Genomic DNA, 14,437 nt, shown 5'->3' with positions numbered 1-14,437 from the left:
CGGCCGGTGGGCGGCCCGGTCAGTGGCGGGTGGGGCGGCCGCGCCAGAGGACGACGGCGGCCGCGACGAGGGCCAGGCCGGCGGCACCGGCGGTCCAGGGCAGCCAGTTGGTGGGGGTGTCGTCGGCGTCGGCGGTGGGGCCGGGGCCGAAGTAGCGGGTGGTGTAGCCGGCAGGGGCCGGCTTCTGCGGGGTGGGCTTGAGGTCTGCCGCGGCCTTGAGGGCGGCGGCGGGGTCGATCAGGCCGGCGCCGTAGTCGTCGTCGCGGCCGCCGTCGGGGCTGTCCTGGGCGGTCGAAGTGAGCAGCCGGCGGACCTGGGCCGGGCTCAGGTCGGGGTGTGCGGAGCGGATCAGGGCGATGGCGCCGGAGACGAAGGCGGCGGCGGGGCTGGTGCCCCAGCCCGAGAGGTAGCCGTCGTCGGTGTCGGCCATGACGATGTCGAAGCCGGGGGCGCTGACCGTGGCGTACCAGTGGCGGGTGGAAAAGCGGGCGCGGCCGCCCAGGTGGGTGACGGCGGTGGCCGCGATGACGCCCGGGTAGGCGGCCGGGTAGGAGACGTGGTTGCCCTTCTGGCCGCCGTTGCCGGCGGAGGCGACGACGGGGATGCCCTTGCCGAGGGCGTATTGGATGGCGGCGTCCTCGCGCGGCTCGGGGTGTGCGGATTCGCTGTCGTCGCCCAGCGACATGTTGATCACGTCGGCGCCGTGGTCGGCGGCCCAGCGGATGCCGTCGGCGAGTGCGCCCGCCTTCTCGGAGCGGGCCCGCTCGCGCTGGGGGTCGCTGTCTTCGAGGATCACCCGGACCGGGAGGATCCTGGCGGCCGGGGCGAGCCCGAGCACTCCGTCCTCGCGGCCGGCACCATGGCCGTGACCTGCGATGATGCTGGCCATTCCGGTTCCGTGCCGGGCCCATGCGGCGTCTCCGGACCCGGCACCGAAGCCGACCAGGTCCTGCTCGGGCAGCACTTGGCCGGCGAGGTCGGGGTGGTTGGCGTCCACACCGGTGTCCAGGACCGCGACGGTGATGCCCTCGCCCTTGGTGGTGCGCCAGGCCTGCTGGGCGTGGACGGCCTGGAGGGCCCACTCCTGGGCGCGGAGGGCGTCGGCCTGCGCAGGTACGGCGGGCAGTACGGCGAGTGCCGCGGAGGCCAGTGCGAGCGCGGTGCCGCGCAGCACGGTCTTCGTCATGACGAGGCCTCCGTTGTCTGCGTGGGGCTGCCGGCCGCCTTGCGGAAATCCGCCTCGATACGGTCCGCCAGGTCCTTCGCGTCGTGTCCCAGGCCGGATTCGGCGGGGGCGGTGGTGGCGCCGGGCCGGGTCGCGGCCTCGGCCGGCTGCGGATCGGTGAACGTGCGGCCGTCGGCGAAGCCGGAGACGGCGAAGACGACGGCCGGGAGGTCGGTGAGCACCCGGACGGTCCAGCTGGCCCGCTGGCCGCGCCCGAAGTCCGCCGCCACGGTGCCCTTGGCGGCGTAGGGCAGCGGCATCAGGTCGGTGCGGATGCCCAGATTCTTGGTGCTGAAGCGGGTGTTGAGGGCCATCATCCCGGCCTGGTCGGCCTTGGTGATCTGCGCACCGACCGTGATGAAGCCGCTGCGGGTGGCGTCGACGTAGGTGGCGCGCAGCAGTCGGACGCAGCCGGCCGGGGCGAGTGCGGTGGCGAGCTTCGGGTCGAAGGCGCCCTTGCAGGCGCTGTCGGGGGCGACCGCGATCCGGGTCCAGGTCCGGTCGGCGCCGCCGGGGCCGACGCCCAGGCCGTTGACGGTGCGCGGGAAGAGGGTGTCGACCGGAGTGTTGCGCCAGACGTCATGGCCCTTGGTGAAAGCGGCCTCGGCGTCGGGTGGGGCGCCGGCGGCCTTCTCGGTGAGCCAACCCCCGGCCGCGGCACCGCCGATGAGGCCGATGCCGAGGACCAGGCAGGCCGCGGCGGCGAGCACCCGGGCGCCGGGGCGGCGGGAGGGGGCAGCCGGTACGCCGGTGGCGGGACCGACTCCCTGGGGAGGAAGGGGGGTTCGGGGCCAGGGCACCTGCGACGGGCGCTCGGCCGCGGGCCCCGGCGGCCGGCTGCCGGGCGCGGCCGGTGAGGTGGCGGAGGCGGGCTCACGGGTGCCCTGACCGGCGCCGCGTTCACCGGGGCCGGTCCACAGTTCCTGGCTGTTGGCCAGATGGAAGGCGGCGGTGTCGCGGAAGGCGGCGGGGCGGGCGGTGGGCGGCGGCGGGGTGCCGGGCGCGCGGTCCGGGCGGGGCGGCGGCCGGTCACCGGCGGAGGGCTGCTGCACACGGGGCGGGGCGGCGGGACGCGGCGGGACCGGGGGTGCGGTGGGGCCGGACGGGGCGGCCGGTGCGGACGAGGGCGCGGGCGGCACCCGGCGCAGCACGGCCGTCTGCGGATCCTCGGCCGGCGCCGGCGCCGCGGCGGGCCGCCGGGGTGGCTGCGGGGGTATGGGTGGGATGTGTCGCGCATCGGCGAATTCAGCGTCGGTGCTCACCCGCGCTCCCCCTTGCGCCGCTGACCTCCGGGCCCGATCCGCAATCGGGGCACGGTGGTTCGTATCCGGACAACACGCCGCTGACCTGCTGGTTGCGGTGTCGAGCCACTCTAAGGGCTGGTGCCGTCGGTGCTCCAACCCTTGTCCGCTCTGTCGCAATCTCTCCCCTACCCGGGGGTTGGGGGTACCTCCCGCACCCTTCAGGTAGGGGGGAAGGTCTGGCAGGCTGCGGCCATGTCCCCGCACACAGTCGATACCTATGGCGGCAAAGCCTCCTACGACCGGGCCACCGCACACCTCGACGCGCCGCTGGCCGTCGTCGACCTGCGGGCCTTCGACGCCAACGCCGCCGATCTGGTGCGCCGCGCGAAGGGGAAGCCGGTCCGGGTGGCGAGCAAGTCGGTGCGCTGCCGGGCGCTGCTGGAGCGGGTGCTGGCGCGGGACGGCTTCGCGGGGATCATGAGCTTCACGCTCGCCGAGTCGCTGTGGCTGGCGCGCTCGGGCTTCACGGACATCCTGCTGGCCTATCCCTCGGTGGACCGGGCGGGTTTCGCCGAGCTGACCGCCGACCCGAAGCTCGCGGCCGCGGTGACGGTGATGGCCGACGATCCGGCGCAGCTGGACCTGATCGACGCGGCCAGGCCGCGCGGCGGGGCGGGCGAGGAGGTGCGGGTGTGCCTGGAACTGGACACCTCCTACCGGCTGGTGGGCGGCAAGGTGCGGGTCGGTGCCCGCCGTTCGCCGTTGCGCACGCCCGCCCAACTGGCCGCGCTGGCCCGGTCGGTGGTGCGCCGCCCCGGTTTCCGGCTGGTGGGGCTGATGGCGTACGAGGGGCATGTGGCCGGTGTGGGCGACGAGGTCGCCGGCAAGCCGGTGTTCTCGCGGGCGATCCGGGTGATGCAGGCGGCGGCGCGCAAGGAGCTGGCGCAGCGGCGCTGGGAGGCCGTACGGGCGGTGCGGGCGGTGGCGCCGCGGCTGGAGTTCGTCAACGGCGGCGGGACCGGCAGTGTGCAGCACACCGCGGCGGAGGCGGCGGTCACCGAGATCGCGGCCGGGTCGGGGCTGTATGTGCCGCGGCTGTTCGACAACTTCCGTTCGTTCAGCGGGCGTCCGGCGGCGCTGTTCGCCCAGCCCGTGGTGCGCCGTCCGGGCCCTGGAGTGGTGACGGTGCTGGGCGGCGGCTATCCGGCGTCGGGAGCGGCGGGTCCGGACCGGCTGCCGGTGCCGTATCTGCCGGCCGGGCTGCGCTACGACCCGCAGGAGGGCCCCGGCGAGGTGCAGACACCGCTGCTGGGCCCGGCCGCGGACGAGCTGCGGATCGGCGACAAGGTGTGGTTCCGGCACGCGAAGGCCGGTGAGCTGTGTGAGCGTTTCACGGAGCTGCAACTGATCGACGGGGACCGGGTGGTGGGGACGGTGCCGACGTACCGGGGCGAGGGCCACGCGTTCCTCTGAGCGTGCGTCCGCCCCGTGAACGGTCGGTGCCTGGGGCCTGTCTTCCTGCCGAGGGCCTGTCCTCGCACCCGGCCGGGTGCGAGGACAGGCCCGTACGGCGGACGGCGCGTCCGTCAGCCGTGGATGCGGTCCTGCTGGTCGGGCACGATGCTCCCGTCGGCACGGCGGACCGGGCCCAGGCTGCCGTCGGGGCGGGTGTAGCCCTCGGTGGCGCAGGGGTAGGCGCCGGACTTGCGGGGCAGCGGGTCGATGAACATCGGGTTGACCACCCAGCGGCCGTCCGCGTTGTCCAGGCCGCGGCACATCAGCTCGTTCTTGTTGCGGTTGATGGCCAGATGCGCGCCGGTGGCGTCGTTCACGAACGTCACATCGGTGTCGGCGTCACCGCCGCCGAGGGCGATGCGGTGGGCCGGGTCCTGCTTGCGCCAGGCCGCGGCGCCCTTGACCTTGAAGATCTCCTGGTTGATCCAGCAGCGCTTGCCGTCGATGTACGGGATGACTTCGCCGTGGCCGTCCTTGACGTCGCCGCAGCCGCGGATGCCGGTGGTGAACCGGCCGCCGTCGACCATGCTGCGCACGCCGATGGTGTGCGCGGCGTCCACACCGACACCGGAGGACCAGGCCTCGGCCACGGTCTCGGCGGAGGCGGAGACGATGTAGACGTCGAAGCCGGCCCGCTTCAGCGTGCGGATCAGGTCCTTCTGCTGGTCGTAGTAGCGGATGTAGCCGGCGAGCTTGTGGGTGCCGACGGTCTGCTCGGTGCCGACGGGCGCGGCGAGGTTCTCGGCGCGGGCCTTCTTGGCGTACGAGGTGAGCGTGGCGGGCCGCAGACCGGCGAACAGCTGGGGCACCCAGGCGTATTCGGGCACCGTACGGCGGTGGTTCCAGTCGCCGGCGAAGGCCTCGGCGCCGCTCATGGTCCTGGCCTCACCGCGGATCTCCATGATCTCGTCGGCGCAGGCGGTCTTCTCGGCGGTGGGCAGCGGGCGGCCGGCCGGGATGTCGGTGCCGCAGGCCTTGGTGAGCGCGCGGTCGGCGGCCTCGGTCAGCCAGGGGCTGGTGTCCCGCCAGTCGGCGGGCCGCAGGATCTTGTCGTGCCGGAGCGCCCAGGCGAGGGTGGCGTCGGAGATGTCGTTCTTGACGACGGTGTTGTCCCAGTCGAAGGCGGCGACGGGGCGCGGGCCGTGATGTCCCGAGCAGCTGCCGCGCTCGTCGATCATCTTCTGGAGCTTGGCGCGGTTGTGGCCGAACCACTTGATGCTCGTGGAGAGCTGGGGACAGGAGGCGCGTGCCGGGGCCTTTGCGGGGGCGGCGGTGGCGGGCGCGGTGGCCGTGAGCGCCGAGAGGGTGGCGGCCCCTGCCAGTCCCAGGGCGAGGGCGTACCTCTTGGAGCCTGTAGTACCCAATGTGTCCTCCGTGGTGAGGGGCGGGGAGCACGCCGGGACCGGCACACGGTGGTGCCGGTCCCGGTGTGGATGTCGGACTTTACCTTCGGGTCCCGCCGGTTTTGCGGCGGCGGGACGGGCGCCTCAGACGGGGGTGACGTAGGCGCCCGCGATACCGCCGTCGACCAGGAACTCGGCGGCGTTGACGAACGAGGAGTCGTCGCTGGCGAGGAAGGCGACGGCGGAGGCGATCTCCTCGGGCTCGGCGAACCGGCCGACGGGGACGTGCACCAGGCGGCGCGCGGCGCGCTCCGGGTCCTTGGCGAACAGCTCCTGGAGCAGCGGGGTGTTGACCGGCCCGGGGCACAGGGCATTGACCCGGATGCCCTCGCGGGCGAACTGGACGCCCAGTTCGCGGGACATGGACAGCACGCCGCCCTTGGAGGCGGTGTAGCTGATCTGGGAGGTGGCGGCGCCCATCACGGCCACGAAGGACGCGGTGTTGATGATGGAGCCGCGGCGCTGGTCGCGCATGTAGGGCAGCGCGTGCTTGCAGCAGAGGTAGACCGAGGTGAGGTTGACCTCCTGGACGCGCTTCCAGGCGTCCAGTCCGGTGGTGAGGATCGAGTCGTCGTCGTCCGGGGAGATCCCGGCGTTGTTGAAGGCGATGTCGACCGAGCCGTAGGTGTCGAAGGCGGTCTTGTAGAGCGCCTCGACCTGGTCGGAGTCGGTCACATCGACCTGGACGAAGAGGCCGCCGACCTCGGCGGCCGCGGCCTTGCCCGCCGTCTCGTCGATGTCGGCGCAGACGACGTTGGCGCCTTCGGAGGCCAGTCGGCGGGCGGTGGCCAGCCCGATGCCGCTGCCGGCACCGGTGATCACGGCGGTACGGCCGACGAGGCGGCGGCACACTGCGGTCTGGTCGGTCACTGGGTCTCCTCTGTGCTGATGAAGATGTTCTTGGTCTCGGTGAAGGCGGTCAGTGCGTCGGGGCCCAGTTCACGGCCGAGGCCGGACTGCTTGAAGCCGCCGAAGGGGGTCCAATAGCGCACTGCGCTGTGGGAGTTGACGGAGAGGTTGCCGGCCGCGACGCCGCGCGAGACCCGCAGGGCGCGGCCGACGTCACGGGTCCACAGCGACCCGGCCAGGCCGTAGTCGCCGGCGTTGGCGAGCCGGACCGCGTCGGCCTCGTCGTCGAAGGGCAGGACGACGGCGACCGGGCCGAAGATCTCCTCGACGGCCGTACGGTCCTCGGGGCGGCCCTCCAGGACGGTTGCCGGGTACCAGAAGCCCTTGCCGGCGGGGGCCTCGCCGCGGATCGCGGCCGGGGCGTCCTCGCGGACGTAGGACCGTACCCGCTCGCGCTGGGCGGCGGAGATCAGCGGGCCCATCTGGGTGGCGGGGTCGGCCGGGTCGCCGACGGTGAACGCCTTGACGGCGGGCTCCAGCAGCTCCATGAAGCGGTCGTAGACGGAGCGCTGGACGAGGATGCGGCTGCGGGCGCAGCAGTCCTGGCCGGTGTTGTCGAGGAAGGAGCCGGGGGCGGCGGCCGCGGCGGCTTCGAGGTCGGCGTCGGCGAAGACGATATTGGGGCTCTTGCCGCCGAGTTCGAGGGTGAGCCGCTTGGTCTGCGCCGCGCAGCGGGCGGCGATCTGCCGGCCGGTGGCGGTGGAGCCGGTGAAGACGACCTTGGCGACGCCGGGGTGGTCGACCAGCGCGGTGCCGGTGACCGGTCCCTCGCCGGGCAGGACCTGGAAGAGACCCTCGGGGAGCCCGGCCTCCAGCGCCAGCTCGGCGAGCTTGAGCGCGGTGAGCGGGGTGGTCTCGGCGGGCTTGAGGAGCACGGCGTTGCCGGCCGCGAGCGCGGGGGCGGTGCCCCAGGCGGCGATCGGCATCGGGAAGTTCCAGGGGGCGATGACGGCGACGACGCCGAGCGGCTCCTGGACGGTGATGTTCAGGCCGCCGGAGACGGGGATCTGGGTGCCGTTCAGGCGCTCCACTCCCCCGGCCGCGTAGTGCAGCAGATCGCGGACGTTGCCCGCTTCCCACCGGGCGTTGCCCAGGGGGTGGCCGGCTTCCTTCAGTTCGAGTTCGGCGAGCGGTGCGATGTGGGCGTCGACGACCTCGGCGAACCGGCGCAGGATGCGGGCCCGGTCGCCGGGTGCCACGGCCGCCCAGGCCTCCTGGGCGGCGGCGGCCCGCCGGACCGCGGCATCGACCTCTTGGGGGGAGGTGGTGGGGACGGTGGCCACCACCTCCTCGGTCGCCGGGTTGAGGATGTGCAGCTCGTGCAGACCAGTGGACACGGTCAGGTTCCTTACATGCGCTCGAAGGAGCGGAAGCGCTCCCAGTCCGTGACGGCGGCGTCGTAGGCGTCCTGCTCGACGCGCGCCATGTGGCGGTAGTGGTCGACGACCTCGTCGCCGAACGCCGCCCGGGCGATCGGGCTCTTCTCCCACAGCTCGGCGGCCTCGCGCAGCGTCGTGGGGACGTGAGCGGCGTCGCCGGTGTAGGCGTTGCCGGTGGTCGCCTCGGGGAGTTCCAGCTCGTGCTCGATTCCGTACAGGCCCGCCGCGACCATTCCGGCGACCGCGAGGTAGGGGTTCACATCGCCGCCGGGCAGGCGGTTCTCCAGGCGGTGGGCCCGGCCGTGGCCGACCACCCGCAGGGCGCAGGTGCGGTTGTCGGGGCCCCAGGCGACGGCGGTGGGCGCGAAGGAGCCGGGGCGGAAGCGCTTGTAGGAGTTGATGTTGGGCGCGTAGAGGAGCGTGAAGTCACGCATCGCGGCGACCTGGCCCGCCAGGAAGTGCTGCATGGTCTTCGACATGCCGTACGGGCCGCTGTCGTCGGCCAGCACCGGCCGGCCCTCCGCGTCCTGGAGCGAGAGGTGGATATGACAGGAGTTGCCCTCGCGCTCGTCGTACTTCGCCATGAAGGTGAGCGACATGCCCTCCTGGGCGGCGATCTCCTTGGCACCCGTCTTGTAGATGGAGTGCTGGTCGCAGGTGGTGAGCGCCTCGTCGTAGACGAACACGATCTCGTGCTGGCCGAGGTTGCACTCGCCCTTGGCGGACTCGACGGTCATGCCGGCCGCGCCCATCTCGTTGCGGATCCGGCGCAGCACGGGTTCGACCCGGCCGGTGCCGAGGACCGAGTAGTCGGCGTTGTACTGGTTGGCGGGGTTCATCTGGCGGTAGCCGCGCGACCAGGCGTCTTCGTAGGTGTCCTTGAAGAGCATGAACTCCAGCTCGGTGCCGGCGTGGGCGCTCCAGCCGCGCTCGGCGAGCCGGTCGAGCTGGCGGCGCAGGATCTGCCGCGGGGAGGCGACGACCGGCGAGCCGTCGTGCCAGGCGAGGTCGGCGGTGATCAGCGCGGTGCCGGGGTTCCAGGGGGTGCGGCGCAGGGTGCCGGGGTCGCCGTGCATGGCGAAGTCGCCGTAGCCGCGTTCCCAGGAGGACATCGCGTAGCCCTCGACGGTGTTGAGGTCGACATCGACGGCGAGGAGGTAGTTGCAGCCCTCCGTACCGTGTTCGAGGACGGTGTCGAGGAAGTATCGGGCCGCGAACCGCTTGCCCTGGAGCCTGCCTTGCATATCGGTGAAGGCGAGGACGACAGTGTCGATCTCCCCGGCGTCGACGAGGACTCTGAGCTCCTCGACGGAGAGTGGGGGCGTGCGGTCTGCCACGGTGTTGCCTCCTGTCACTGCATCCGGAGGTCATAAGGTAGGCACACGAACCATTGATTGGGAAGGGGTATCGATGGACGGTGCGGTCGATCGGCTGGCACCCGTGCTGCGGCCGGTGCGGGCGGGCAACGGTTTCGAGGAAGCGCTGGAGCAGATACTCCAGATCGTCCGGCTCGGCCTGGTACCCCAGGGCGAACGGCTGCCCGCCGAGCGGGAATTGGCCGAACGGCTCCAGATCAGCCGGGTCACCCTGCGCGAGGTGCTCAAGGTGCTCCAGGACGAGGGCCTGGTGGAGAGCCGGCGCGGGCGCTACGGCGGCACGTTCGTACGGGTGCGCACGGAGAACCCGGGCGAGGCCGAGCTGCGACGCCGGATCGAGAAGATCGACGTCGAGGACACCCTGCGCTTCCGGGAGGTGCTGGAGGTGGGCGCGGCCGGGCTGTGCGCGGCCCACGGGCTCTCCGACGCGCAGAGCGACCGGCTGCGGGCGGCGCTCGCGGCCACCCAGGAGGCGCCGCTCGCGGACTACCGCCGGCGCGACACCCTGCTGCATCTGACCCTCGCGGAGCTGTCCGGCTCGCCGTCGCTGGCGGCGCAGTACGCGGCGGTACGGGCGGGCGTCAACGATCTCCTGGACTGCATTCCGCTCCTGGTCCGGAATCTGGAGCATTCGCAGACCCAGCACACCGCGCTGGTGGAGGCGGTGCTGGAGGGCGATGCGGACGGGGCCCGCGAGGTGATGCGCGAGCACTGCTGCGGGACGGCGGCGCTGCTGCGCGGCTTCCTGACGGCTCCGTCACCCTGAGCGCCCGCCCGGGGACCCTGCGGCTGCGTTCACCATTCTTTTACGTCCAGATCTTGCGCTGAGCCGACCCGCCAGCAAAGGTATGCCGCTAAACCTTTGCTCGTTATCCCCTCGGCGAGGCAGGAGCGGCTCATGGCCGACAACACGGATTCGCAGACCGCACCGCCCATCGGGCCGGCGGGCGGCACATCGCCCGACGAGACCTATCTGGAGCGGCGGACACTGCGCCGCGGCAGTGCGGGACCCCTGCTGCTGACCGGCCTGGGCGTCGCCTATGTCGTCTCCGGCGACTTCTCGGGCTGGAACAACGGTCTCGCGCAGGGCGGCTTCGGCGGCCTGGCGATCGCCGCCGTCCTGATGGGCCTGATGTACACCTGTCTGGTCTTCGCGCTGGCGGAGCTGGCCTCGATCCTGCCGACCGCCGGCGGCGGCTACGGCTTCGCCCGGCGGGCCCTGGGCACCTGGGGCGGCTTTCTGACCGGCACCGCGATCCTGATCGAATATGTGCTGGCGCCCGCCGCGATCTCCATCTTCATCGGTGACTACGTCGAATCGCTCGGCCTGTTCGGCCTGCACTCCAGCTGGCCGGTCTATCTCGCCTGCTTCGCGATCTTCATCGGGATCCATCTGTGGGGCGTGGGCGAGGCGCTGCGCTTCAGCCTGATCGTCACCGCCATAGCCGTCGCCGCCGTCGTCGTCTTCGCGATCGCCGCACTGACCGACTTCCATGTGGACACGCTCAACGACATCCCCGTCAAGGCAGGCGCCTTCGGGGCCAACTCCTGGCTGCCGTTCGGCATTCTGGGCATCTGGGCGTCCTTCCCGTTCGGCATGTGGTTCTTCCTCGGCGTCGAGGGCGTACCGCTGGCGGCCGAGGAGACCAAGGACCCGGCCCGCTCCCTGCCCAAGGCGATGGCTGCCGCGATGGGCATCCTGCTGGTGCTGGCGCTGATCACCTTTGTCGCCGCGACCGGGGCGCGCGGTTCGGCGGCGATCCAGTCGGTGGGCGATCCGCTGGTCCAGGCGCTCCAGCCGCACGGCAAGCCGACCACCGTCAGCCGGATCGTCAACTACGCCGGTCTCGCGGGCCTGGTGGCATCCTTCTTCTCCCTGATCTTCGCCGGTTCGCGCCAGCTGTTCGCCCTCTCCCGGGCCGGCTATCTGCCCCGCTTCCTCTCCCTGACCAGCCGCCGCAAGGCTCCCTACCTGGGGCTTCTGGTGCCCGGCGCGCTGGGCTTCGCGCTCGCCGCGGCCACCGGCGACGGTGCCCGGATGCTCAATGTCGCGGTCTTCGGCGCCACCATCTCCTACGCGCTGATGGCGCTCTCGCACATCGTGCTGCGCCGCCGTGAGCCCGGCCTGCCCCGCCCTTACCGCACCCCCGGCGGCCTGCTGACCTCGTCCGTTGCGTTCGTCCTGGCCTGCTCGGCGCTGGTGGCGACGTTCCTGGTCGACAAGGAAGCCGCCTTCATCGCCCTCGGTGTCTACGCCGTGGCGCTCGCCTACTTCGCCTTCTACTCACGCCACCGGCTGGTCGCCGCGGCGCCCGAGGAGGAGTTCGCGGCGCTGGCGGCGGCGGAGGCCGAGCTCGAACGCACCTGACCGGTACGCCGATACGCCGGAACACAGCAACGGCCGGCCGGGGTCTCCCGGCCGGCCCCGCCCGTCCCCGCATCGCCCGCCCGCACCACCCACGGAGGACCACACCCCATGTCCCAGCCCCTCATCGGCATCAGCACGTACCAGGAAGAGGCCCGGTGGGGGGTGTGGACGCTGCCCGCCGCGCTGGTGCCCGCCGGATACCCGAAGCTGGTGCAGCGTTCGGGCGGGCTGGCCGCGCTGCTGCCGCCGGGCGACCCGGCCACGGCCGCCGCGACCGTCGCCCGTCTGGACGGGCTGGTGATCGCCGGCGGCGCGGACGTGGAGCCGGCCCGCTACGGCGCGGAGCCGCACCCCAGGACCGGCCCGCCGGCCCTGGACCGGGACGCCTGGGAACTGGCCCTGATCGAGGCCGCGTTGACGGGCGGCGTCCCGCTGCTGGGCATCTGTCGCGGACTCCAGCTGCTGAACGTGGTGCTGGGCGGCACCCTCGTCCAGCACCTCGACGGGCATGCCGGAGCCCCCGGAGTCTTCGACCGGCACGACATCAAGCCGGTCCCCGGGACGCTGCTGGGCCGTACGCTGCCCGAGCCGGTCTCCGTGCCGACGTACCACCACCAGGCCGTGGACCGGCTCGGCCGCGGGCTGCTGGCCTCCGCCTATGCGGAGGACGGCACCATCGAGGCGCTGGAACTCCCGGGCGCGTACGGCTTCACCCTGGCGGTGCAGTGGCACCCGGAGGCCGGGGACGACACCCGGGTGATGGAGGCGCTGGTGGCGGCGGCGCGCGGGGCGTCCGCCGGGGAGTGACCGGGACGGGTCTGTCAGGCCCTGGGCCCCGGCGGCCCGCTCAGGGCGCCCCGCGCGTGAGCCCCAGCAGCTGCCGGGCCGGGCCCGCGGGCCGCTGACCGGCGGGCCACACGGCCCGCAGATCGCGGCCGAGCCGCAGCTCGCGCACCGGAATCTCGACCAGCCGGCGAGCGGTCAGCTCCTCACCGACGGCGAGTTCACTGAGGACGGACGGTGCCGCCTCGCTCACCACTGCCGCCTTCACGGCGGTGGTCGAGGCGAGTTCGAGGAGCGGTTCGGCCAGCCCGCCGTGCCGGGCGAGCGCCGCGTCCAGCACCTGGCGGGTCCCCGAGCCCCGCTCGCGCAGGATCAGCGGGGTGGCGGCGAGTTCGGCGGCGGTCAGCTCCGTACGGCGCCGGGCCCAGGGGTGGGACGGGGCCGCGACCACCACCAGCCGGTCGTGCCCGATGACCGTCCCGTCCAGCCCCGCAGGCACCTCCAGCCCCTCCACAAATCCGAGGTCCGCCGCGCCCCCCAGCAACCGCTCGGCGACCACGCTGGAGTTGCCCGCGAGCAGCGACACCGCGGTCCCCGGCCGCTGCGCGCGCAGCGCGATCAGCCACCCCGGCAGCAGATACTCGGCGATCGTCATGCTGGCCGCGACCCGCAGCCGCGAATCGCGCTGCCCCCGCAACGCCTGCGCACCCGCGTCGAAGGCCTCGGCCGCCTCCACCACCCGCCGCGCCCAGTCCGTCACCAGGGCGCCGGCGTCCGTCAACCGGGAGCCGCGCGGCGAGCGTTCGACCAGCGCCACCCCCAACTGCCGCTCCATCGACCGGATGCGGCTGCTGGCGGCGGGCTGGCTGATGCCCCGCGCACGGGCTGCCCGGCCCAGGCTGCCGAGCCGGGCGACGGCGAGCAGCAGCTCCAGCGCACCGAGATCCGGGACCCGGTGCGACAGCGGCACGGCGGCGGGCCCTTCCTCATCACTCATAAGTCCCCCTGCACATAACCCCAGCTTATGCCCTCATAGACACAAGGTCCCTGGTGGCGGGCGTCCTGGGCGACGACGCTGCTCCCATGGCAACTCTCGCGCAAGCACCTTCCCGCACCGGCGCCGCCGCAGGCGCCGGCAGTGGCCCACCCGCCACCGCAGCCTCGGTCCGCCATCTCGGACCGAACTGGTACGCCGCCGTCATGGGCACCGCGATCGTCGCCAACGCCGGTGCGGTCCTGCCGCTCACCGCACCGGGCCTGCGCACCGCCTACCAGGTCGTCTGGGCGCTGTCGGCACTGATGCTGCTGACGCTGCTGGCCGCCAGAACCGTGCACTGGGTCCGCCACGGCGACCAGGCACGCCGCCATCTGCTCGACCCGTCCGTCGCCCCCTTCTACGGGTGCCTGGCGATGGCGCTGCTGGCGGTGGGCGGCGGCACGCTCGCCGTGGGCCGGGACGTCGTCGGTGAGCCGGCCGCGCTGGCCGCCGACGCGGTCCTGTGGACCCTGGGCACCCTCGTCGGCCTCACGGCGGCCGCGGCGATTCCGTATCTGATGGTGACCCGGCACCGCATCGAGACCGGCAGCGCCTCTCCCGTCTGGCTCCTGCCGCTGGTCGCCCCCATGGTCTCGGCGGCGCTGGGCCCGGCCCTGGTGCCGCATCTGCCGGCCGGCCAGTGGCAGGCGGCCCTGCTGTTCACCTGCTACGCCCTGTTCGGCATGTCCCTGCTGGCCACGCTGCTCGTCCTGCCGCTCGTGCTGTCCCGGCTGATCCACCACGGCCCGCTCCCCCTCGCGCTCACCCCCACGCTGTTCCTCGTCCTGGGCCCGCTGGGGCAGTCCACCACCGCACTGGCCAACCTCGCCCATGCCGCACCGGGTGTCGTGGACGCCTCCTCCGCACACGCCATGGGGGCCTTCGCGGTGCTGTACGGCGTCCCGGTGACGGGCTTCGCGCTCCTCTGGCTGGCGATCGCGACCGCGATGGTGGTGCGCGCCTTCCGCAACGGCATGGGCTTCGCGATGACCTGGTGGGGCTTCACCTTCCCCCTCGGGACCTGTGTCACGGGCGCGGCGGGCCTGGCCCTGCGCACCGGCCTCGGCGCCTTCGACTGGCTCGCGGTGGGCCTGTTCGCGCTTCTCGTGACCGCCGTGGCGGTGGCCGGCACCCGCACGGCCGCCGGCCTGGTCCGCGGCCGTCTCCTGGCACCGCCCCGGCCGGTCACGGCGTAGCCG

At 73.1% G+C, this 14,437-nt stretch carries 12 protein-coding genes; 5 read left to right on the top strand and 7 right to left on the bottom strand.

Features of this window, described 5'->3' with window-relative positions; all coding sequences use genetic code 11:
* Positions 1-19: 19 nt before the first annotated feature.
* Both mycP and IF67_RS45745 read right to left on the bottom strand, forming a co-directional pair.
* Complete coding sequence (gene mycP, locus IF67_RS0118760; RefSeq protein ID WP_030987095.1) at positions 20-1,186, bottom strand: type VII secretion-associated serine protease mycosin; 1,167 nt, start codon at positions 1,184-1,186, stop codon at positions 20-22.
* Complete coding sequence (locus tag IF67_RS45745; RefSeq protein WP_030987093.1) at positions 1,183-2,487, bottom strand: hypothetical protein; 1,305 nt, start codon at positions 2,485-2,487, stop codon at positions 1,183-1,185. Before IF67_RS45745 ends, mycP begins: the two co-directional genes overlap by 4 nt.
* Before the next feature lie 234 nt (positions 2,488-2,721).
* On the opposite strand from IF67_RS45745, the gene IF67_RS0118750 reads away from it, so the two are divergent.
* Positions 2,722-3,942, top strand: coding sequence for an amino acid deaminase/aldolase (locus tag IF67_RS0118750; RefSeq protein ID WP_030987091.1), 1,221 nt, complete (start codon positions 2,722-2,724; stop codon positions 3,940-3,942).
* Positions 3,943-4,055: 113 nt separating this feature from the next.
* On the opposite strand, the gene IF67_RS0118745 is transcribed toward IF67_RS0118750, so the two are convergent.
* From IF67_RS0118745 to IF67_RS0118730, 4 genes are all read right to left on the bottom strand, one after another.
* The gene (locus IF67_RS0118745; RefSeq protein WP_199812747.1) at positions 4,056-5,348 is read right to left on the bottom strand and encodes a haloacid dehalogenase-like hydrolase; all 1,293 of its coding nucleotides are present in this window, start codon (positions 5,346-5,348) and stop codon (positions 4,056-4,058) included.
* Positions 5,349-5,471: 123 nt separating this feature from the next.
* Positions 5,472-6,257 (bottom strand): 3-oxoacyl-ACP reductase, encoded by a 786-nt coding sequence (locus IF67_RS0118740; RefSeq protein ID WP_030987087.1) that lies wholly within the window; start codon positions 6,255-6,257, stop codon positions 5,472-5,474.
* Positions 6,254-7,633: an aldehyde dehydrogenase family protein gene (locus IF67_RS0118735; protein ID WP_030987085.1), complete on the bottom strand. Its 1,380-nt coding sequence runs from the start codon at positions 7,631-7,633 to the stop codon at positions 6,254-6,256. The genes IF67_RS0118740 and IF67_RS0118735 overlap by 4 nt, the downstream gene beginning before the upstream one ends.
* Before the next feature lie 11 nt (positions 7,634-7,644).
* The gene (locus IF67_RS0118730) at positions 7,645-9,012 is read right to left on the bottom strand and encodes a glutamine synthetase family protein (protein WP_030987083.1); all 1,368 of its coding nucleotides are present in this window, start codon (positions 9,010-9,012) and stop codon (positions 7,645-7,647) included.
* Positions 9,013-9,085: 73 nt separating this feature from the next.
* Between IF67_RS0118730 and IF67_RS0118725 the strand changes: the two genes are divergently transcribed.
* The 3 genes from IF67_RS0118725 to IF67_RS0118715 all read left to right on the top strand — a co-directional run bounded on the left by IF67_RS0118725 (position 9,086) and on the right by IF67_RS0118715 (position 12,226).
* Complete coding sequence (locus IF67_RS0118725; RefSeq protein ID WP_030088535.1) at positions 9,086-9,817, top strand: FadR/GntR family transcriptional regulator; 732 nt, start codon at positions 9,086-9,088, stop codon at positions 9,815-9,817.
* 132 nt (positions 9,818-9,949) lie between these two features.
* Positions 9,950-11,419 carry an ethanolamine permease gene (gene eat, locus IF67_RS0118720; protein WP_030987081.1) on the top strand — a complete coding sequence of 490 codons (1,470 nt, stop codon included), beginning with the start codon at positions 9,950-9,952 and terminating at the stop codon, positions 11,417-11,419.
* 108 nt (positions 11,420-11,527) lie between these two features.
* Positions 11,528-12,226 (top strand): gamma-glutamyl-gamma-aminobutyrate hydrolase family protein, encoded by a 699-nt coding sequence (locus tag IF67_RS0118715; protein WP_030987079.1) that lies wholly within the window; start codon positions 11,528-11,530, stop codon positions 12,224-12,226.
* A 40-nt stretch (positions 12,227-12,266) separates the two neighbouring features.
* On the opposite strand, the gene IF67_RS0118710 is transcribed toward IF67_RS0118715, so the two are convergent.
* Complete coding sequence (locus IF67_RS0118710; protein WP_030987077.1) at positions 12,267-13,199, bottom strand: LysR family transcriptional regulator; 933 nt, start codon at positions 13,197-13,199, stop codon at positions 12,267-12,269.
* 86 nt (positions 13,200-13,285) lie between these two features.
* On the opposite strand from IF67_RS0118710, the gene IF67_RS0118705 reads away from it, so the two are divergent.
* Positions 13,286-14,434 carry a TDT family transporter gene (locus IF67_RS0118705; protein ID WP_030987075.1) on the top strand — a complete coding sequence of 383 codons (1,149 nt, stop codon included), beginning with the start codon at positions 13,286-13,288 and terminating at the stop codon, positions 14,432-14,434.
* Positions 14,435-14,437 lie beyond the last annotated feature (3 nt).

Origin of the sequence: Streptomyces sp. NRRL S-1813 (assembly GCF_000719605.1) — a bacterium.
GTDB classification, from domain to species: Bacteria; Actinomycetota; Actinomycetes; order Streptomycetales; family Streptomycetaceae; genus Streptomyces; species Streptomyces decoyicus.
The sequence above is the reverse complement of the archived record's forward strand: the minus strand, read 5'-3'. Positions and strand labels throughout refer to the sequence as shown.